The organism is bacterium, from assembly GCA_018814885.1.
Classification (GTDB): Bacteria; Krumholzibacteriota; Krumholzibacteriia; order LZORAL124-64-63; family LZORAL124-64-63; genus JAHIYU01.
On sequence record JAHIYU010000004.1, the window covers coordinates 1 to 19435 of the forward strand.

General features: G+C 67.1%; 19 protein-coding genes. 7 read left to right on the plus strand and 12 right to left on the minus strand.

The genetic code is table 11. The annotated features are described in order from the left end of the window. The coding region (locus KJ554_00135; protein ID MBU0740737.1) for a GldG family protein at window positions 1-1472 on the plus strand (1472 nt) is incomplete at its 5' end. Next, entirely contained in the window at window positions 1472-2932 is a 1461-nt protein-coding gene (locus KJ554_00140; protein ID MBU0740738.1) for a DUF4340 domain-containing protein, read from the plus strand. The genes KJ554_00135 and KJ554_00140, both read left to right, overlap by 1 nt. A 6-nt stretch (window positions 2933-2938) precedes the next feature. Here the strand turns inward: KJ554_00140 and KJ554_00145 are convergent, their stop codons facing one another. Continuing rightward, a complete protein-coding gene (locus tag KJ554_00145; GenBank protein MBU0740739.1) occupies window positions 2939-4336 on the minus strand; it encodes a peptidoglycan DD-metalloendopeptidase family protein in 1398 nt (465 codons plus the stop codon). Between the two features lie 223 nt (window positions 4337-4559). Then, window positions 4560-6263, minus strand: coding sequence for a methionine--tRNA ligase (gene metG / locus KJ554_00150; protein ID MBU0740740.1), 1704 nt, complete (start codon window positions 6261-6263; stop codon window positions 4560-4562). Window positions 6264-6361: 98 nt separating this feature from the next. On the opposite strand from metG, the gene KJ554_00155 reads away from it, so the two are divergent. Beyond that, a complete protein-coding gene (locus KJ554_00155) occupies window positions 6362-7153 on the plus strand; it encodes an SDR family oxidoreductase (GenBank protein ID MBU0740741.1) in 792 nt (263 codons plus the stop codon). 277 nt (window positions 7154-7430) lie between these two features. Then, window positions 7431-7637 (plus strand): zinc ribbon domain-containing protein, encoded by a 207-nt coding sequence (locus tag KJ554_00160; GenBank protein ID MBU0740742.1) that lies wholly within the window; start codon window positions 7431-7433, stop codon window positions 7635-7637. 70 nt (window positions 7638-7707) lie between these two features. On the opposite strand, the gene KJ554_00165 is transcribed toward KJ554_00160, so the two are convergent. From KJ554_00165 to amrB, 9 genes are all read right to left on the minus strand, one after another. Beyond that, complete coding sequence (locus tag KJ554_00165) at window positions 7708-8901, minus strand: hypothetical protein (protein ID MBU0740743.1); 1194 nt, start codon at window positions 8899-8901, stop codon at window positions 7708-7710. Between the two features lie 37 nt (window positions 8902-8938). After that, window positions 8939-9694, minus strand: a complete 756-nt coding sequence (locus tag KJ554_00170) for a hypothetical protein (GenBank protein MBU0740744.1) — start codon at window positions 9692-9694, stop codon at window positions 8939-8941. Between the two features lie 198 nt (window positions 9695-9892). Beyond that, complete coding sequence (locus tag KJ554_00175; protein ID MBU0740745.1) at window positions 9893-10849, minus strand: phosphatase PAP2 family protein; 957 nt, start codon at window positions 10847-10849, stop codon at window positions 9893-9895. Then, window positions 10849-11844 (minus strand): NAD-dependent epimerase/dehydratase family protein, encoded by a 996-nt coding sequence (locus tag KJ554_00180; protein ID MBU0740746.1) that lies wholly within the window; start codon window positions 11842-11844, stop codon window positions 10849-10851. The genes KJ554_00175 and KJ554_00180 overlap by 1 nt, the downstream gene beginning before the upstream one ends. Beyond that, window positions 11841-12971: a GNAT family N-acetyltransferase gene (locus tag KJ554_00185; protein MBU0740747.1), complete on the minus strand. Its 1131-nt coding sequence runs from the start codon at window positions 12969-12971 to the stop codon at window positions 11841-11843. The genes KJ554_00180 and KJ554_00185 overlap by 4 nt, the downstream gene beginning before the upstream one ends. A 23-nt stretch (window positions 12972-12994) precedes the next feature. After that, the gene (locus KJ554_00190; GenBank protein ID MBU0740748.1) at window positions 12995-14182 is read right to left on the minus strand and encodes an aminotransferase class I/II-fold pyridoxal phosphate-dependent enzyme; all 1188 of its coding nucleotides are present in this window, start codon (window positions 14180-14182) and stop codon (window positions 12995-12997) included. A gap of 140 nt (window positions 14183-14322) precedes the next feature. Continuing rightward, window positions 14323-15966, minus strand: a complete 1644-nt coding sequence (locus KJ554_00195) for a carbon starvation protein A (GenBank protein MBU0740749.1) — start codon at window positions 15964-15966, stop codon at window positions 14323-14325. Next, entirely contained in the window at window positions 15963-16544 is a 582-nt protein-coding gene (gene amrA, locus KJ554_00200; GenBank protein MBU0740750.1) for an AmmeMemoRadiSam system protein A, read from the minus strand. The genes KJ554_00195 and amrA overlap by 4 nt, the downstream gene beginning before the upstream one ends. After that, a complete protein-coding gene (gene amrB, locus KJ554_00205) occupies window positions 16541-17416 on the minus strand; it encodes an AmmeMemoRadiSam system protein B (GenBank protein MBU0740751.1) in 876 nt (291 codons plus the stop codon). The genes amrA and amrB overlap by 4 nt, the downstream gene beginning before the upstream one ends. A gap of 185 nt (window positions 17417-17601) precedes the next feature. Between amrB and KJ554_00210 the strand changes: the two genes are divergently transcribed. The 3 genes from KJ554_00210 to KJ554_00220 all read left to right on the plus strand — a co-directional run bounded on the left by KJ554_00210 (window position 17602) and on the right by KJ554_00220 (window position 18778). Then, window positions 17602-17943 carry an STAS domain-containing protein gene (locus tag KJ554_00210; GenBank protein ID MBU0740752.1) on the plus strand — a complete coding sequence of 114 codons (342 nt, stop codon included), beginning with the start codon at window positions 17602-17604 and terminating at the stop codon, window positions 17941-17943. Between the two features lie 6 nt (window positions 17944-17949). Then, window positions 17950-18378 (plus strand): NUDIX hydrolase, encoded by a 429-nt coding sequence (locus KJ554_00215; protein MBU0740753.1) that lies wholly within the window; start codon window positions 17950-17952, stop codon window positions 18376-18378. Between the two features lie 196 nt (window positions 18379-18574). Continuing rightward, the gene (locus tag KJ554_00220; GenBank protein ID MBU0740754.1) at window positions 18575-18778 is read left to right on the plus strand and encodes a hypothetical protein; all 204 of its coding nucleotides are present in this window, start codon (window positions 18575-18577) and stop codon (window positions 18776-18778) included. A 26-nt stretch (window positions 18779-18804) separates the two neighbouring features. Here the strand turns inward: KJ554_00220 and KJ554_00225 are convergent, their stop codons facing one another. After that, window positions 18805-19104, minus strand: coding sequence for a hypothetical protein (locus tag KJ554_00225; protein MBU0740755.1), 300 nt, complete (start codon window positions 19102-19104; stop codon window positions 18805-18807). Window positions 19105-19435 lie beyond the last annotated feature (331 nt).

Here is a 19435-nt window from a genome sequence, read left to right on the forward strand (position 1 = left end):
GCCTCGGCCGCTGGGCGCCGGTGCTCGTGCTGGCCGCGCTGTTGCTCGTGCTGGACGTGATCTCCGCGCGCGCCCCGCACACGCTGGATCTCACACGCAACAAGCGCTACAGCCTGGCGCCCCAGACCGTGCGGGTGCTGGACGCCCTGGACGTGGACGTGCGCATCACCGCCTTCTACCAGCGTCTCGACCCCAGCCGCAAGGCAGCCGAGGTCATGCTGTCGTCCTTCAGCGACCGCACCGACCGCATCTCCTACGAGGTGGTCAACCCCGACGTGGAACTCTCGCGCGTGCAGGAGATGGGCGTGACCACGGCCCGGGCCGTGGTCGTGGAGGGCGCGGGCCGACGGCGCGAGCTGCTCGACCCCGACGAGTCCACCCTGATCAACGCAGTCTTCCGCGTGATGGTCGGACACCAGCCGATCGTCTACCATCTGCAGGGCCACGGGGAGCACCGCCTGGACGACGAGGAGCGCAACGGCTTCGCAGCCCTCGACGGCGTGCTGCGGCGCCAGGGCTACATCCTGTATCCCCTGCTGCTGAGCGATGCCCCCGAGGTGCCCGCCGACGCCCAGATCGTGGTGATCGCCGCGCCGCAGATCGAGTTCGCCGCCCAGGAGCTGGCTGCCCTGCACGCGTTCCTGGCGCGAGGCGGTGCGGTGCTGGCGCTGCTCGATCCCGGCACGCCCGTCTCGGTGTCCGACTGGGTTTCGCGCTACAACGTGGTGCCCGGCGACGACTTCCTGGTCACCTCCTCGCGTGCCAACGCCAGTCTGCGCGTCGACCAGCGCGTGATGGTGGTGATGGATTATCCCCAGCACGAGATCACGCGCGGACTGCCCGGCATGGCCACCTTCTTCCCCTTCGCCCAGTCGCTGCGCCCGCGGGCCGAGGCCCTGGTCGGCGTCGAGGCCCACACGATCCTGCGCTCGGACGAGCGCAGCTGGGCCGAGTCCGACCTGTCGCAGGTGGCCGGGGGGAAGATCTCCTTCGACGAGGAGACCGACACGCGCGGTCCCCTGCCCTTCGGCGTGGCCCTGGAGGTCCACCGCGACGAGTACTTCGACGAGCTGAAGCTCGACGCGCTGGGCCTAGACAGCGACGACATCTTTCGCCAGAACGAGATGCTGGCCACCCTGCGCCGGATCCGCGAGCAGGGCGAGGTGCAGCTGCCGCCGTCGGTCTTCAGTTCCGAGAACACCTCCCGCCTGGTGGTGATCGGCGACTCGGACTTCGCGGTCAACGCCAACCTCAACCTCTACGGCAACCGCGACCTGCTGCTGAACGTGCTCGGCTGGCTGGCGCGCGAGCAGGTGCTGATCGCGCCGCGAGCGCGGGAGACCTTCAGCGAACCGCTGGTCCTGAGCAACGAGGACCGCGACCTGCTCGGCTGGAGCTGCGCCGTGGCCTGGCCGCTGCTGGCCGGGGTGATCGCCGTGATGGTCGTCGTGCGCCGGCGCAGGTTCCACTGATGAGCCGGCGCGAGACGGCGATTCCCCGCAGCGTCTACCCCCTGCTGATCCTGCTCGCGTTGGCCGCCCTCTGGCTGTGGCGCGCGGGTGGCGACGGCGAACCGTCCGGTCCGCGCCGGTTGTTCGAGCGCGCCGACGAGACGATCGCGTCCTGCGTGGTGCGCGGCGGGGACGCGTACGTGGTTCTGGAGCGAGACCCGGCAGGGCCGGGCGGCTGGCGCCTGGGTGGGGATCTCTCCGACTTAGCCGACGAGGACGGCGTGGCGGCCCTGCTGGCCGACCTCGCCGCCACGCTCGGCACCGAACCGGTCGCCGACGCGACGTGGACATCGCTGCCCGAGGACTACGGCCTGGACGGTCCGGGCCTGTTCGAGGTGCTCGTCGTCGACGCCGACGGCGGCCGCCGCTCGTTGCGGATCGGCGCGCGCAATCCCGCCACGGGTCTGTTCTATGCCACCGGCGCGGGCAGCGAGGCGCTTTTCATGGTGGGAGAGGACCTGGTGCGCACGCTGGTCGCGCTGCCCGGCTCCGTCCGGGCCCGCACGCTCTGGCCGGGCTTCGCGCGCGACCAGGCAGACACGGTGCGCCTGCGTTTTCCCGGCCAAGCCAACGGTGATCGGCTCGCCTGGGATCTGGTCGCCAGGGACGACGGCAACCGCTGGTGGCTGCGACTTCCCACGGACGGCTGGGCCCGCACCGGGGACGCGGCTCGCGGATACCACAGCCGCCACGCCGACCGCCGCAAGAGCGAAGCCGGCGCCGACTGGTTGAGATTGCGCGACCGCGAGATCGCCAACCTGCTCTCCTACCTGGAGAGCGACCGCGTGCGCGACTTCCTGCCCCCGGACGTTGCCGCGCCGACGGACGGCTTCGCCGTGCGCGTCTCCGGCGCGGGGTGCGCCGCTCGCGAGGTGATCTTCGGCGACTTGGAGACGGAGAACCGCGTGCAGGCCTGGCGTGACGGCTATCCTGGCGGTCTGGTCCTGCCCGCGGAAATCGTCAGGGAATGCGCCGGCGGGTTGCCCCGGTATCTGCACACGGATGTCCTGACCCACCGCCTGGCCGCCGCAGATTCCTTCGCCCTGACCCGAGCCGACCTGGGCCGCGTGAGCTTCGTCAACACGTATGACGGCTGGCGGGTGAACGCGCCCGCCACCACCGACCGTGAACGCCTGGACCTGATGGGCAGTGACCTGGCTTTCCACCTGGATCACCTGGCCATCCGGCGCGTCCTGGACACGACCGGCGTCGATCCCCTTCGCCCGCCCCAGACCACTCTGACAGTCTGGGCCACCGGACCGGGCGTGCCGCCGCGTGCCGAGGTCCGCTTCGGCCTGCACGCCGCCGAGAACGTCCCCGTCGCCTGGTTTCCCGCCGACGGGCGCCTGGTGGTGGTGGAGCGGGATATCCTGATCACGTTCCAGACGGTGCTGATGACGGCGGTGGGGTTGAAGCGATGAGACGGGCTACGGCGCCATACGCGACGACAGCATCAGCGGCACCGCCGCCGATGTGGCCAGCGCCTCCTCGAACGGCGCCTGCAGGGGCAGTGTCGCGATGACCTCGCGGGGTGCGCAGCTCGACGGCTGCGCGCCGAGACAATAGCTGTAGAGGGCGACCTGGTCGTTGAAGCGTGCCATCCTGTCGGCGGGCACCGGCGCGCTGGCGGGCAGCTTCAGACGTCGCGGGTTGACCCAGCGGCCGTCCTTCTTCACGCGGTAGTCCAGGTGCGGTCCGGTCGCGACGCCCGAGGCGCCCACGTAGCCTATCACCTGACCCTGGCTCACCTTCACGCCCTTCTTGACGCCCTTGGCGTAGCGCGACAGGTGCAGATAGTAGGTCTCGTACGACTGGTTGCTGTGCTGGATCTTCACGTAGCGGCCGTTGTTCTTGTTGTAGCGCGCCTCGACCACCACGCCGTCGCCGGCGGCGCGGACCGGCGTGCCCACCGGCGCCGCGTAGTCCACGCCGTAATGGGGCATGTAGCGCTTGTGCACCGGATGGAAGCGGCGTTGCGTGAAACCGTCGGAGATGCGCGAATACTCCAGCGGCGCGCGCATGAGCTGCTTCTCGAGGCTCCGGCCGGCGCCGTCGAAATAGGCGGGGCGTTCCTCATCGGCCGCGAACCGGAAACCGCGGTGGGTCTCGCCCCTGTTGGTGTACTCCACGGCCAGGATGGGGCCGGTGCGCACGAAAGCGCCGTCGCGATGGATCTCCTCGTAGATGATGCGGTAGGAATCGCCCTGGCGCACGTCGCGGCGGAAGTCCACCTCCCAGCCCAGGATGTCGTTCATCTTGGCGGCCAGGGCCGGCGGCGCGCCGTGGCCCTTGAGGCTCTCGTAGACCGAATCCGCCACGATGCCGGCCACCGCGCAGACGCGATGCTCCACCGGGTAGGTCAGCTCGTGGATCAGGTAGCCGCCTTCCGGCTTGCGCTGGAAAGCGATGTAGGACTCCTCGTCCTCCAGGTCGAAGCGCATGCGGTAGACCCGGCCGCTGTCATCGATGGCCACCCGGAAGGTGTGGCCGCGGCGGACCTTGCGCAGATTGCGGTACGGTCTGCAGGCCTCGACCAGGGCCATGATGTCGCCGTGGGAGGCGCCGCGCTGGCGCATGGCCTCATAGAAGGTCTGGTTGCGGCCGATGACCAGGTCGTCCTCGATAACGGTCTCGGGCAGTGGTTGCAGGCCGGCGATGGAGTCGCCGTCGACCGCGGGCACCAGGGCCGCGGGCGGCATGTCGATGCTGTCGCCGGCGGCGGACTGGTCCAGGCCGGCGGCGTGGTCCATGACGACGGTCCCGGCCTTGCGGAAAATTGGGCGTGCGAAGGCGGTGAACAGCACCATGAACGTGCAGATCGCCAATATTGTGAGCAACCGGTGCTGTCGGGCAAACGCTACCAGGGGGCCACGCTCCTGTGCCGGGGGGTCGCCGGGGGACACAACACCATGATACTATGGTAGTTGTCCCGCGCCATAATCAAGTGATTTCTCTGCCGTATTCGCGGCGGCAGGCTGTCCTGGCCTCTTTGCAAATCTCGAGCCGTTCTGCGGTCCGCGCATGCGAATCGGCGCCGGGCGCGGTCCCTCAGTCCCGATCCCCGATCAATTTCGCCAGGCGGTCGATCTCCGCCTGGATCGCGTCGTCCTCGAGGCGCGGAAACAGTATCTCCGGCTCGCCCAGCGCGCGACCGGCCGGCAGGGGTTGCAGCCCCTGGTTCCAGCCCCCGCGGTGCAGATCGCCAGACACCCCCAGCCAGGCCCAGACCTTCTCCATGGCGAAGGGGGTCACCGGCGCCAGCATGACGACGATCTGGCGCACCAGCTGCAATGCCACGGCGATCGAGACGCCGCAGCGGGTCATGTCGGTCTTGCGCGTGCGGAAGGGGGCCGACTCGTCGAAGTAGCGGTTGCCCGCCTGTCCCGCGGCGAAGACCTCGTCCAGGGCGGCGCGGATCTCGAACGCCTCCATGCGGGCGGCATAGCGCTCGACGCAGCCGGCCACTTCGTCCAGGGCGGCGCGGTCGAGATCGGCCAGGTCGGCGTCCGTCCAGGCCGGCACGCGGCCGTCGAAATACCTGTGGGCGAAGGTGAAGACCCGGTTGATCAGGTTGCCGAAGTTGTTGCCCAGCTCGTTGTTGTGGCGCGCCTGCAGGCCCTTCCAGGTGAAGTCCGTGTCGCGGGTCTCGGGCAGGGTCCGCGCCAGCGTGAAGCGCAGCGTGTCGGGCGTGAACTTCGCCAGGAAGTCGGGCAGCCACACAGCATAGCCGCGGCTGGTCGACAGCTTCTTGCCCTCGAGGTTCAGGAACTCGTTGGCCGGCACGTTGTCGGGCAGGACGTAATTCTCGCTGTGGTGCATGAGCATGCCCGGGAACATGATGGCGTGGAAGACGATGTTGTCCTTGCCGATGAAGTGGATCAGGCGCGTGCCGGCGTCCTGCCACCACAGGCGCCAGGCCTCCGGGTCGCCCTGGGCGGCGGCCCACTCCCGGGTGGACGAGATGTAGCCGATGGGCGCGTCGAACCACACGTAGAAGACCTTGCCCTCGTGGCCTGGCAGGGGCACCGGCACGCCCCAGTGCAGGTCGCGGGTGGCGGCGCGCGGGGCCAGGCCGTCCTTGAACCAGCCGCGGCAGTAGTTCAGGACGTTCTCCTTCCAGTCCGGATGGCCCGTCAGCCATTTCTCCAGCGCCGGCTGCCATCGATCCAGGGGCAGATACCAGTGGGTCGTCTCGCGCAGTTCCAGGGGCGAGTTGTCCAGCACGCTGCGGGGCGCGATCAGCTCCTCGGGGTTGAGGCTGGTGCCGCAGGCCTCGCACTGGTCGCCGCGGGCGTTCTCGGCGTGGCAGTGGGGACAGGTGCCCTCGATGTAGCGGTCGGCCAGGAAACGTCCCCGGGTGGGGCTGTAGAACTGCTCGCTCGTGCGCTGCTCGAGCAGGCCGCGCGAATGGAGATCGGTGAAGAAGGCCTGGCTGGTCTCGGTGTGGATCTCGCGGCTGGTCTGGGAGAAGTTGTCGAAGGACATGCCCAGTCCGCGGAACGACGCACTGATCGAGGCGTAATTGCGGTCGACCAGCTCCTTGGGGGAGATCCCCTCCTTCTCGGCGGTCAGCGTGATGGGCACGCCGTACTCGTCGGTGCCGCAGATGAACAGCACATCACGGCCGCGCAGGCGGAGGTAGCGGACATAGAAGTCGGCGGGCAGGTAGGCGCCGGCCAGGTGTCCCAGGTGGATGTCGCCGTTGGCGTAGGGCAGGGCGGCGGTGACGAGGGTGCGCTTGAAGTCGGGCACTGTATTCTCCCCGCAGGGGTGGGCAAGGGCCTGAAAAACGGCTAGAATCGAACGCCAAACTTAAAGCAAGGGTCACCCGGCCCGCAAGGAGGATCGTCTTGGATCTAGGAATCAAGGGGCGTGTGGCCCTGGTGACGGCCGGTTCGCGGGGGCTAGGACGCGCGGTCGCCGAGACTCTCGCCGCCGAGGGGGCCCACGTGGCCCTCTGCGCGCGCGGAGAGCAGGATCTGGCCGAGGCTGCCGCGGCGACGGCCGCCGCAGGCGACGGCCGCATCCTGGCGGGTCAGGGGGACATGGCCGAGCCCGGCGCCCTGGAGAGCTTCGTCACCGAGGTGGAGCATGGCCTGGGACCGGTGGACCTCTGTCTTGTCAACGCCGGTGGTCCGCCCGCGGGCAACTTCCTGGAACTGGAACTAGACCAGTGGGAGCAAGCCTACCGTCTGACTCTCGAGAGCGCCGTGCGCACCTGCCGCCGCGTGCTGCCGGGCATGATGGCGCGCCGGTATGGCCGGATCGTGGCCGTCACCTCGATGGCGGTACGCCAGCCGGTGGAGAACCTGACCCTCTCCAACGTGATCCGTCCCGCGGTGCAGGCCCTGGTCAAGGACCTGTCCCTGGCGGGAGCGCCCCACGGGGTCACCGTCAACGCCGTGGAGCCGGGGATCCATGTCACCAGCGCCCTGGAACGGCTCATCTCGCGCAAGATCGAGCAGGGCGCCCCGGGGCGAGAGGCGGTTCTGGCCGAATGGGTGAGCGAGATCCCGGCCGGACGCACGGGCGAACCGGCGGAGTTCGCGGCCCTGGTCGCGTTCCTGATGTCGTCCCCCGCGGGTTACATCACCGGGCAGAGCGTGGCTGCGGACGGGGGCTGGATCAAGGGTACCTTTTGACCTGGCTCATTCCGCAGCGCAGTGCAACGCTCCTACAGGAGGAATCCGGGTCGAGGTTGACGTACGTGCAAATAGGTTTATATTAAATGTCAATAGACAATGAAGTTCTACTGCGGACGGTGGGTCTTGCTGGAAATAATCGGGATTCTGGTCTTGTACTTCGTTCTGGTACACTGGGTTCTGCCCCGTCTGGGCGTTCCCACTTGAGCGTCCATGAGCTGCTCGATCGGTGATCGAGACGACAGGACCGACGAGAAAAAGACATGAGGTGATCGACATGCCCATGTACGAGTTCAAGTGCGTCGCATGCGGCGCCGAGTTCGAGGAACTGGTCACGATGGCCGAGGTCGCGGCGGGCGAGGTGCCCTGCCCCGCATGCGCGTCGAAGCAGGTCGAGCGGCAGATATCGACGTTCGCCTGCGGCGGCGAGAGCGTCGTCGACGCCGGCGGGGACGGCGGCTGCGGCCACGCCGGTTTTGGCTGAGCGCATTGATCCGGCACAGACGCCGAGGGCGGCCCGTGCGGCCGCCCTTTTTCATGCTCGGGTGTCGCAGCTAGTCCTGGACCCGATAGACCAATCCGCCGGCCTCTCTGCAGGCCAAGCCCACCTTCGCTCTGTCGCAGCTCGGTCCGGTGACGCACCAGCGTCCATTCCGTTCCTGAAGCTCCATCCTGCTGCGTAACCGCCACCAATCGTTGACCTCGCCAGGGAGCGCCAGCCAGGTCCCCCTGTCGTCACGCAGCGCGCACAAGTGGTCTAGCAACTCCCGAAACAGATCCTGAGCTCTCCGCTCGATCGTGTAGTCGGGGTGGATGATGAAGCTGAGCAGCCCGTGCCGGCCCACCACGATATCGGTCTGCTCTCTCCACAGGTCCATGTCGTAGCGACCGAGATTGTTGTACAGCGGATAGTCCTGGATCGTGGTCAGGGGCAGTTCCAGCGTGTCGCCGATGAAGTACGGCATCACCGTGCAGCACCCGCCGCGCTGTGGGTCGAGGTGCCCCACGTTGGGCACGGACATGTCGTACTCGAAATCCAAGTGGCCGATCAGGTCGAGGTTGCGGTACATCACCGGTGACCTGAAGCCGACGGCCCGCCAATTAGCCGCGTACGCATTTATCCTGGCGGCCCGCTCGAGAAAACCGGTGCGCGAGGAGAAGAGATGGCCGTCGTGGCTCAACCCGTGGATGCAGACCTCGCATCCCGCTCGGCGTATGGAATCGAGATACGCTGGAGTCACCTCGTAACGCTCCTCGGGCACGACCTCGAAGGACGACACGACGCCCACGGCGGCTTCCATATCCATGAGGTGCCCGCAGAAATCGCGGCCGGCCGCCGTCTCCACATCATGAGTCATCACAGCGCAACTCCGGTGGCCGTCGGGCCAGAACCAGACGAAGGGCAGAGTGTCGGTGTCGTGGACCTCGAGCAATTGCATCCAGTGATCGGCGACGAGTTTCTCCACGCCGGTGTCAACCGGCCAGGCGGGAAAGGGGATCTTCTCCCAGCCGCGCAACGCGAAGCGCTGGAGATGCTTGCGCATGCCGACCGAGAGCAGGGGGCGCAACGTGTAATAAGCCGAGCGGATCAGCGACTCGGGACTGAGAGTGGCGTGCACGTCGGTGATGGAGTTGTCCCGGTAGCGCTCCAGTCGCAGATCGTCAATCTCCGCGGAGTGATCGTCGGTCCGTGAGGGTGCGAGTAGATCTGCCGGGCAGCGCGTGTATGCGCGGAAGGGGGAATTCATCGCCGGCCCTCTCCTGGCTTTGGTGCCGTCGAACCCATCAGAAACGCAGACCCATCTTCAAGAACTCGCGTACTTCCCGCGGTGTGGGATAGGTATAGTTGGTCCAGTCTCCCTCGGGCTGGGGAACGGCCTGGACCGTGGATATGTCCTCGCGGACGAGGAAGTCGGCCATCATCCGGCCTCCGGCTGCGGATGTCTTCTTATTGAGTGTGTACACCGTGTCATCCGGTGCGACGGGGACCGCCACCTGGCAGATGATATCGCCGGTGTCGAAGCCCTTGGTGACCCGGTGCAGAGTGCAGCCTACCTCTTCGGCGCCCTCGAGCAGAGCGAAGAAGCTGGGCGCCATGCCGCGGTAACGGGGCAGATATGCCTTGTGCAGATTCCAGGTGCCATACTTCGCGATCTCCCTGGCGCGCTTGCCGATGTAGTGGCTGAAGTTGGTGGAGATCACGATATCCGGCTCGAAGGCCGCGAGTTCGATGAGACTCTTCTTGTCGTTGATATTGAACGAGTGCCGTACGGGTACGCCGTATTTTTCGGCGAGGTTAAGCGGCGAGATCTTCTCCTCGCGATCGGTGAACTTGCGCAGGAGCTTCATGCGAGCCATCTCGAGGAAGAAGCGCAGGCCCGACCTTCGCAGGATGAACCCCACAGCTTCCAGCGGCTTCTTCTTGAAGATGGGACAAGTCGAGATCACGGAGCCCACGACCCACTCCGGATGAGTCTCGTACAGATACTTCTGCATGTTGCCGGCAAACTCATCGTCCACGGACAGGAAAACGATGCGCATGCCAACCGACCTCCTCCAGCTCCGCGGAACGAATCCCTGTACCAAATGACGCCCTGATGGAACTTGAAGAGCATGTGATGTCTCAGATGGACGTTATTGCGAGGGAATCAGCAACGATGATAAGCACTCACGAGTCGCCTGTCAATGTCCGAGCAACGACACGCGGTTCGTAACTGTTTGTAGATATTCGAGTTCCTGCTATGGTTCTGTGATCCGCGGCCGCGGGAGCCCCCGCCAGGTCTTCAGCTTCTCCCAGCGGAACCATTGCCCCGTCTCCCCGAAATTGTGCCCCAGCCAGATCACCAGGGAACCCAGCATGATCCCGCCGATCACATCGACAACGTAGTGATAGCGGCAATAGACTGTGGCGGCGCAGAGCAGCAGCCACAGGCTCGTCGCCAGCGGGCGATAGCGCGGGAACCAGCGCCAGACGTGCCACCAGCCCATCATCGAGCCGGCCACATGGCTGCTGGGAAACGCCGCGCCCAGGATGGCGCCGTTGGCGTGGATGACGCGCATGATGTCGGTGAAGATCCAGCCCGGCACGTCGATGGGCCGGGTGGTGAAATACTTGGGTCCCCAGGCGGGAAAGAACGTGTAGAGGGAGTAGCAGAGCAGCATGGTCGCGCTCAGGTCGCGTACGAAGCCGCGTACGGCGGGCCAGCGGTCGTCGTCGGCCGGGCCCGCGCTCTTGAAGAGCATGAACAGGACCACCGGCGAGAAAAGGTAGTAGGTGAAATAGGCGAACTCCATCAGCTCGTGGAACCAGGGCCACGGCCAGGCCGCCGACCAGGCCAGGCTCGGCTGCAGGCCGAAGAGCTTGCTTTCGAGGGCGATCAGCCAAGGGTCGAAGGAGTCGTGGAAGCCGTGGAAGACGATGCCCAGGAACTCCATCTCCGCGTAGAAGAGCGGGAAGGTGAACGGCAGGTAGATCTCGCCCACCAGCCGCAGCACGGCGTGACGCGAGCGCCGCAGGATCGGCGGCAAGAACCAGAAGACCAGCGCCAGGGCCCAGTGCGCGGCCAGCCGCCAGAAGGGGTGGGCGTTCACCGAGGGGTTGAGCAGGGGGTAGATTCCGCTGACGATCAGATAGACCACCGCCCAGCGGTCGAGGTCGAGGCGGTGGATGGTCAACCTGATCATCCCGCGGCGCATCAGAGCCAGCCCTCCCGGCGGTAGAAGTCCAGGGTCTCGGCGAATCCCGTGTCCAGGTCACGCGCGTCCGAGAAGCCGAGCTCCCTGCGGATCTTCTCGCCGGTGCAGGCCCAGCCGTCCACCGAAACATCCACAAGTCGATCTTCGGCCAGCAGGGGCAGCGCTTGCGCCCGTGTCCCGCCCACCAGCCGCGCGAACAGGCGCAGCAGCCCCACCGGCAGCGGCAGGGTCAGGATGGGCCGGCCGAAGCCGCGGGACAGGGCCGCCGTCAGGTCGGCGATGGCGTGGGGCATGCCGTCTTCCACGAAATACGCGCCCCGGGCGCGCTCGTCCTCGGCCAGCAGCACGGCGGCGCGGGCCGCATCCCGCCCGTCCACCAGGGATAACTCCTTCACGCGGCCGATGCGCGCACCCAGGCCGCGCCCGGCGGCCTTGAACAGGGGCAGGAAAGCCCGGTCGCGCGGACCGTACAGCGCGGGTGGCCGCAGGGCCGCGGTGCGGAAGGGCCAGTCCCGCTCCAGCAGGGATTCGGCCTCCACCTTGGAGCGTCCATAGGCGGTGATCGGCGCGCAGGGATCGTCCTCGCGCCGCGGCCTTCCTGGCGCGGAGGGTCCCGAGGCGGCCAGGCTGGAGATCAGCACGAACGCGCGCACCGAGCCCGCGCGGGCGGCGGCCTCCAGCAGGCGGCGCGTACTCAGTGTGTTGGCGCGCCGGTAGCCCGCCTCGTCCCGGGCGCGCACCACGCCGGCGCAGTGGATCACCCGCTCGGCGCCGTCGAGCAGGGCGTCCAGGGTCTCCAGGCCCGCCTCGTCCGGCGCGCCGGACGGCGGCGCCAGCACGGCCTCGATCGTCTCGAGGCCCTTGTCCCGGATCCAGCGCTGGTCGCTGGTTGCGCGCACGCTGGCGCGCAACCGGCATCCGCGTGCCAGCAGCGCGTCGGCGATGTGTCCGCCCAGGAAACCGGTGGCGCCGGTCAATGCCACCAGCGCGGTCATGACAGCGGCAGGTCGTAGATGCGGTAGGTCTTGTAGACCCGGGCGCCGAGCTTTTCGAGGATGTTGTTCATCGGCGTATTGTCCTCGAGGATCCAGCTGCACTCGCCCGCGGTGATGCCGCCCTTGACGGCGGCCTTGTAACTGCGCAGGACCATCATCACGTCCACGCCCTTGCGCCGGTGCTCGGGCAGCACGCCCAGCAGCAGGGTGCGCGCGTAGGTGATCTTCTTGCGGTCGAGCAGGAACTTGAGGATGCCGAAGGGGAAGAGTTTGCCGCGAACCCTCTTGAGTGCAAGGTTGAAGTCGGGGATGGTCATGCTGAAGCCGATGGGCTCGCCACGCCACTCGGCGATCAGCAGCAGGTTCTCGTTGACCATGGTCTTCATCTCCTTGGCCGAGAAATAGAACTCCTCGGGGTCCATGGGGATGAAGCCCCAGTTCTCGTTCCAGCAATCGTTGTAGAGGCTGCGGATCAGCTCCACCTCGTTGCGGAAGTCCTTCTTGTCGATGGGGCGGACGGTGAGGTCGGTCTTGCCGGCGAGCACCTGCCTGACGCCGTCGGCCACGCGTTTGGAGAGCTTGATGTCCTCGGCGTCCACCCGCCAGGCCCACAGGTCCTTGCACTTGGCCAGCCCGGCGTAGGATTCGAATTGATCCTGGTAGTAGGTCGGGTTGTAGGACATGCCGGTCACCGGCGGCGAGGGCTCGCCGTCGATCAGCAGGCCCGGATTGTCGTGATTGGTGGTGAAGTTCAGCGGGCCGCGCATGACGGTCATGCCGCGTTCGCGCAGCCAGTCCCTGGCGGTGTCGAGCAGCGCGTGGGAGACGACCGCGTCGTCGATGCATTCGTAGAAACCGTAGAAGCCGATCTGCTCGCGCCAGTACTCGTTGTGATAGCGGTCGACGCAGGCGCCGATGCGTCCGATCACCTCGCCGTCGCGCCGGGCCAGCCAGAGACCGGTCTCGGCATGCTTGAAGAAGGGGTTCTTGCGCCGGTCGAAGAACTCCTTGAGCTGGGCGAGCAGCGGGTAGACGTAGTGGGGATCGTCGGCGTAGATACGGTAGGGAAGGTGCAGGAACGCGTCGAGGTCCTTCTTGCCGGATACCGGCGCGACGGTGAAGCCCATCTTCCCTCCCGGCAAGCTGCGGATTAGTCGATCACGCCCAGTTCCTTGCCCACGCGCGTGAGGATGTCCATGGCGCGATGCACCTCGTCCTCGGTGTGGGTGGCCATCAGGCTGAGGCGGATCAGGGCGTCGCCCTTCTCCACGGCGGGCGAGACCACTGAGTTTACGAAGACGCCCTCCTCGAACAGCCGGCGGCACATCTGGAAGGTCATGAGATCCTCGCCGATCACGACGGGGATGATGGGCGTCTCGGACGGGCCGGTGTCGAAACCGGCGTCCTTCAGACGCGACATCATGACCTTGGTGTTGCGCCAGAGGTGCTCGAGGCGCCAGTCCTCCTCGAGCATTACGTCGACGGCCGCCGACACGGCGGCGCAGGAGGCGGGCGGCATGCTCGCGGAGAAGATCAGCGAGCGGGCGATGTGCTGGATGTAGTGGATGGTCTCGGCGTCCGAGGCGATGAAGCCGCCGACCGAGGCCAGCGACTTGCTGAAGGTGCCCATGACCAGGTGCACGCGGTCGGTGACGCCGAAGTGGTCGGCGGTGCCGCGCCCCTGGTTGCCGAGCACGCCCACGCCGTGGGCGTCGTCGATCATCAGCACCGCGTCGTGCTTCTCGGCGAGGTCGAGGATCTCGGGCACCTTGGCGATATCGCCGTGCATGGAGAACACGCCGTCCACGACGATCAACGTGCCGTTGGAGTCGCAGGTGCTCAGAACCTGCGCCAGCGAGGTCATGTTGTTGTGCCTGTACTTCTTGACCTGGCCGAAGCTCAGGCGGGTGCCGTCGATGATCGAGGCGTGGTCGGCGCGGTCGACCACCACGGTGTCGTTGCGGCCGACCAGGGCGAAGATCACGCCCAGGTTGACCATCATGCCGGTGGAGAAGACCAGGGCCTTCTCCTTGCCCACCAGCTCGGCCAGTTTCGCCTCCAGCTCGATGTGGATGTCCAGGGTGCCGTTCAAGAATCGCGAACCGGCGCAGCCGCTGCCGTACTTGTCCAGGGCCTGCTTGGCCCGCTCCTTGACCAGCGGGTGGTTGGTCAGGCCCAGGTAGTTGTTGCTGCCCAGCATGATCACTTCCCGGCCGTCGATCCGCACGGTGTTCTCCTGCGCGGACTCGATGACCCGGAAATAATGGTACAGACCGGCCTTCTGCAGATCCTTCGCCGCCCTGAACTGTCCGACCTTGTCGAGTAGCCCCATCTTCATCCTTGCTGTGTTCAGAAGGGACGGCGCCCGCGCGACCCCGTCCATCATCTGTCTGCCGTCCTGGATACGAGGGCAGCACGATAAGCCTTCGGATCCGACTGTACCAATTCTTTCGAAACGGGGCCAGTCTTAAAGAACCCTTATCTGCGCAACAGCGCGCGGGCCTCCCAGGCGATGAAAAGGGCCAGGAACACGAGACATGCGGCGATACCGGCGAGCAGGATCTGCCCGTCACCGCAGAAATGCCAGGCTTGCCAGACCAGCGCGGCCACGGAGGTCGCGAGCATGAACAGCGCGGGCAGCAGGGTGATCAGCCGGGGCTTGCGCAGGCCCACCAGCCAGCTCGAGACCACGATAAGCGCAAGGGCCGCCACCAGTTGATTGGTCGCCCCGAAAACGGGCCAGATGCGGGTGTAGCTGTCGCTGGCTCCGAGCCAGCCGGCGGCAAGCACCGTGACCAGGGTGGCGGCCCAGCGCCCTCCCAGCAGCGGCAGGTCGCGGCAGAGCTCCTGCAGGACGAAGCGGGCCAGGCGCGTGGAGGTATCGAGGGTTGTGATCACGAAGGCGTTGATCATCAGGATCCCGAAAAAAAGGCCGAGGGGCGCGGTGAACAGGGGCAGGGCGTCCACCAGACGGCTCAGGCCGGTGGCGAAGGCCATGATGGGGCCGCCGCCCTCGTTCGACATGAGGTACTGCAGGCTGTCGGTGGCGGGCGTCGCGCTGGCGTCCCAATCGAGGGCGCCGGCGGCGGTCAGCACGACCAGGCCCGCCAGCGCGGCCTCGAGGATCATGGCCCCGTAGCCCACCCGCAGGCCGTCGGATTCGCGGGCGAGCTGCTTGCTGGTGGTGCCGCTGGCGACGAGCGCGTGGAAGCCGCTGATGGCCCCGCAGGCGATCATCACGAAGAGCATGGGCCACATGGGGCCCTGGCCGACGTTGATGCTGGTCAACGCGGGCGCGGCGAGGTCCGGATGCAGGGCCAGCAGACCCAGGAATCCGCCGCCGAGGCCGAGGTAGAGGATCCAGGTGCTCAGGTAGTCGCGGGGCTGCAGCAGCAGCCACACGGGCAGGACCGAAGCCGCAACGCAGTAGACCATCAGGATCCAGAACCAGAACGTCATCGCGGGCAGGCCCAGGGCCGTCTCGCCCACGTCGACGGGGACCTGTTGCCCCAGCCAGATCAGCCCGGCGAGGGCCAGCAGGGCCGCCAGCGTGGCCGGTCCGAGACGGATTCCGGTCCGCAGGACCAGTTTTCCGAAGATCATCGCCAGCAGTATGAGCCCGAAGGTGGGCATCACGATGGTGGGCTCTGACGTGAAGGTGCGCGCGGTGATCACGCCGAAGACGGCGATCACCAGCACCAGGGCGCACCACAGGAAGATCGACAGCACCACCCGCGCGCGCCGGCCCAGGGTCTGCTCGGCGATCTCGCCCACCGAGACGCCCCTGTTGCGCACCGACGCCATCAGCGACACGTAGTCGTGGACCGCGCCGATGAACACCGCGCCGACGGCCACCCACAGCAGCGATGCCAGCCATCCGAAGTAGCGCACGCCCAGCAGGGGACCCACGATGGGTCCCGCCCCGGCGATGGAAGAGAAGTGGTGTCCGAACAGGACGGGTGTCTTGGCGGCGTGGTAGTCGAGGCCGTCGGCCTGGGCGTCGCTGGGCACGGGGCGGCCGTCGTCGGGCGCGATGAGGCGCCGGGCGACCCAGCGCCCGTAGAGCCGGTAGCCCAGGACCAGCCAGACCGCCAGGGCGCCGCCGATCCACAGGGTGTTCAAGCGAGCTCCTTCTCGGAGAAGACGTCGGCCTCGAAGACCTGGAAGGCGGCGCCTTCGCGCCAGGCGTCGGGCGAGAGGCCGGCCTTCAGGGCCAGATGCGACAACAATGTGTCGCGGTCCCAGCCCTGTTCCTCCGCCACCTGGGGCAGGAACACGGACTTGCTGGTCCCGCGCGTGAGAACCACGCCGTGGCGCGGGACCTGGATGTCGCGCCAGCTGCCGACGGCGCGCAACGGCGTGAGCGCGGAGATCTCGATCTCCAGGTCCTCCAGTTCGTCGTCGGTCACCGGTGTGAAGCGCGGATCCTTGAAGGCGGCGGACAGGGCATTGTCCACGATCGCGTCGGCCAGGGGCTTGACATCCTCGATGTAGCCGATGCAGCCGCGTAGCTGGCAGCCGTGGTGCGGGGTCACAAGGTGCAGGGTGACGAAGGCGCCGCGGTTCTCCTGAAGGGAGGCGGTGAGGGGGCCGAGCGCCGCAGGCTCGGGCAGGGGCTCGCCGTGGGCGCCCGCGGTCACCACGGCGCGCGCCAGCCGCAGCAGGAGGCTCTTCTCGGCGGCGGTCAACGGTTTGCTCATGACGCGTCCTCCGGGTCAAGGCAGGCCAGCAGCGCGGCGTAGCTCACCGAAAAGGTGAAGTCGTTGTCGCGGTCCCCGCTGCGGGCGTACTCGATCAGGGCGGTGCGGGGTTTCGCCGGCCAGGGCAGGGACAGGACCAGGGCGGCGGCCTCCAGCCCGCACATGGTGATGCCGGTGTCGCGGCCGTAGTCCAGCAGCCTCCGGGCGTCCCAGGCCAGCACGGCATCGAGTGCGCCCATGTCCAGTCGTCGCAGCTTGGCGGGGATGTCCGTGCGGAAGGGCACGTAGCCGTAGCTGGCGCCGAAGTGGGTCAGGTCGGTGGAGATCACGAACAGCGACCGCCCGTCGCACCAGGCGCCGAGGGCGGCCGCGGCCTCGCGGCGCTGGGCGTCGGAGAGCCGGGGAACGAGCAGGGGCACGACCGGCGGCACCGGAGCGAGGACGGTCTGCAAGAAAGGCAGCTGGATCTCCTCTGCGTGCTCCTGGGCGTGGGCGGCCGGCTGGCAGTCGAAGGCCGGGCAACCGCCCAGGCGCTCGCAGACAGCGCGATCCACGGCGACCTCGCCCAGGGGAGTGGCGTAGGCGTCGACGTCGGGGAAGGAGATCCGGGCGATGGGGTAACGGTGCGGGGGCGCCAGGACGAACACCCGATCGTAGGTCCGGCCGGCCAGCAGGCCGTAGCCGCGCCCGGCGACCGGTCCGCTGTAGACGTAGCCCGCGTGCGGCGCCAGGAGCACGACAGGCATCCCGGCCGGCGCCTCGGTCTGCCTTGCGGTGGCGACGAATCGCTTCACCTCGGCGGCCAGGACGCCGGCCTCGCCAGGATACCAGGAACCGGCCAGGGCGGCGGGGCGGGTGCGTGTGTGTTTCACGACGGCCTCCTCTCGGATACCTCCGGACTGTAGCAGACCGCCGGTGGCCGGGTCCAGGCTGGCCCTCGCCGGTCCGATCCGCGTTTGCACTTGCGAAATGGGCCGAGAGGCTTCATTCTGGAGAACGATGCGGTACGACCGCGTTCCAGACGAGAATAACCACACCTCATTTGGGGAGGGTTGTGTTGAAGATCAACGAGAAGGCCCAGGGCGATGTCATGGTCCTGAACCTGTCCGGCAAGATCATGGGCGGCGACGATCACGACATGTTCCATACGGAGATCAAGACGCTCATCAGCGAGGGCTATGTGGACGTCGTGCTGAACATGTCCAAGGTGAACTGGATCAACTCCACGGGTCTGGGCGTGCTGGTGTCGGGCTTCCACACGCTGAAGAAGAACGGCGGCATCATGAAGATCTGCGACGTCAGCAGCCGCATCGACAACATCCTGAACGTGACGCAGCTCAAGCTGGTGTTCGAGACCTACGAGACCGTGGATGAGGCGCTGGCCTCGTTCGGACAATAGGCCGCCATGCCGGTCCCGCGGACGCCGCTGCTGACGGTGGACGGAGTGGTGCTGGTCCGCGATCCGCATCGGCCCGACGCACCGCCGCAGGTGCTGCTGATCAAGCGCGGGAACGAGCCCTTTCGAGGCCGCTGGGCATTGCCTGGCGGCTTCGTCGATGTGGGGGAGGATCCGGACGGCGCGGTGGGACGCGAGGTGGCGGAGGAGACGGGGCTGGGCGGGCTGGATTTCGAGCAGTTCAGGGTGTACGGGGCGCCAGACAGGGATCCGCGGGGACATACGGTGTCGGTGGTATATGTGGCGGAGATCGAAGGGATACCGCCTGAGGTGACAGGCGGGGACGACGCGACGGAGGCGGCTTGGTTCGTGGTCGGGAAGACGCCGGAGCTGGCGTTCGATCATGGGGGGATCTTGGGGGATGTGGTGGGGGGATGACGCATTGATTCCGCGTTATCTCGACCGGGGACGCATCAGCCCCGCGGACCTGCCCGGGATGGAGTTGGACTGGTTCGCCGCCTGCTGGTATCTTCGGGCTTACGGGCGTGACGCGGTCGACGTGGACGAGGACCTCCCGGAGGACGAGTCAGATGCCCATTCCGTGTCAGGATGCGTGTAGAACGAGGAGAACGATATGCGCAGTTTCAGCCTCAGCTTCTTGGCAACCTTCTTGATGGCATCGGGTGCCGGGGCTCATCCGGGTCATGGGGAACCCGGCCACGGTTTCAGCCTCGTGCATTACCTCACCGAGCCGGTCCATGTCTTCAGCGCGCTGGTGCTCGCCGTCCTGGTCGTCGTGGCGGCCCGGGTCGTCGTCAGGCGTCGGAAGCGATCCTAGCCCGGACTGATCGACGACGCGGCGCTTCACGATCGCGACCTTCCGTACGCCTCCGTCCGGATCCTGTCGAACTCCTCCAACGTCTCCTCGAACAGGTCCAGCATGTCGATGATCGGCGCGGACGTCTCGAGGTTCACGCCGGCGTTGCTGAGGATCTGCAGCGTCGGCGCCGACGCGCCGGCCTTCAGCATCTCGTCGACGTAGCGCCGGGCCGCCTCGCCGCCCTTCTCGCCGATCTGCTCGGCCAGGGAGATGCCGCTGGTCATGCCCGTCGCGTAGGTGAAGACGTAGAAGTCGCGCCAGGACTGAGTGACGGTTGGATGCACCGACTGAGGAGGGCATGAACCCGTAGGTCCGATCCGTCACGACCCGCGCTCCCCGCTCGACCCGAGCCAGGGAACTCGTTCCCCAGATTTCTCATGCCTTCTCCACGATCCCCGTCTATTCTAGGATGATTCGCCGGAACCCGGTGGCGTTCATGTCGTAGGAACAGCCGCCGCCGTCGAGATTCCACACCCATCCCGAAGGGACCCCGAAGCGATGATCCCCTGCCATCCGGTCGATCGGTTCAGACCGCTACTGGCGCTCGCGCTCTGCGCGGCGCTTCTTGTCGGCACAGGTTGCGGCAAGGACGAGCAGGCCGCCCCCGCCCAGGCC

Bases quoted from the DNA above. Each gene is read 5' to 3' on its own strand.
- KJ554_00220 (MBU0740754.1), top strand. From the start codon at position 18,575: ATGCGCAGTTTCAGCCTCAGCTTCTTGGCAACCTTCTTGATGGCATCG.
- KJ554_00175 (MBU0740745.1), bottom strand. From the start codon at position 10,849: ATGCGCCGCGGGATGATCAGGTTGACCATCCACCGCCTCGACCTCGAC.
- KJ554_00160 (MBU0740742.1), top strand. From the start codon at position 7,431: ATGCCCATGTACGAGTTCAAGTGCGTCGCATGCGGCGCCGAGTTCGAG.
- KJ554_00170 (MBU0740744.1), bottom strand. From the start codon at position 9,694: ATGCGCATCGTTTTCCTGTCCGTGGACGATGAGTTTGCCGGCAACATG.
- KJ554_00215 (MBU0740753.1), top strand. From the start codon at position 17,950: ATGCCGGTCCCGCGGACGCCGCTGCTGACGGTGGACGGAGTGGTGCTG.
- amrA (MBU0740750.1), bottom strand. From the start codon at position 16,544: ATGAGCAAACCGTTGACCGCCGCCGAGAAGAGCCTCCTGCTGCGGCTG.
- KJ554_00180 (MBU0740746.1), bottom strand. From the start codon at position 11,844: ATGACCGCGCTGGTGGCATTGACCGGCGCCACCGGTTTCCTGGGCGGA.
- KJ554_00185 (MBU0740747.1), bottom strand. From the start codon at position 12,971: ATGGGCTTCACCGTCGCGCCGGTATCCGGCAAGAAGGACCTCGACGCG.
- KJ554_00165 (MBU0740743.1), bottom strand. From the start codon at position 8,901: ATGAATTCCCCCTTCCGCGCATACACGCGCTGCCCGGCAGATCTACTC.
- KJ554_00190 (MBU0740748.1), bottom strand. From the start codon at position 14,182: ATGAAGATGGGGCTACTCGACAAGGTCGGACAGTTCAGGGCGGCGAAG.
- KJ554_00140 (MBU0740738.1), top strand. From the start codon at position 1,472: ATGAGCCGGCGCGAGACGGCGATTCCCCGCAGCGTCTACCCCCTGCTG.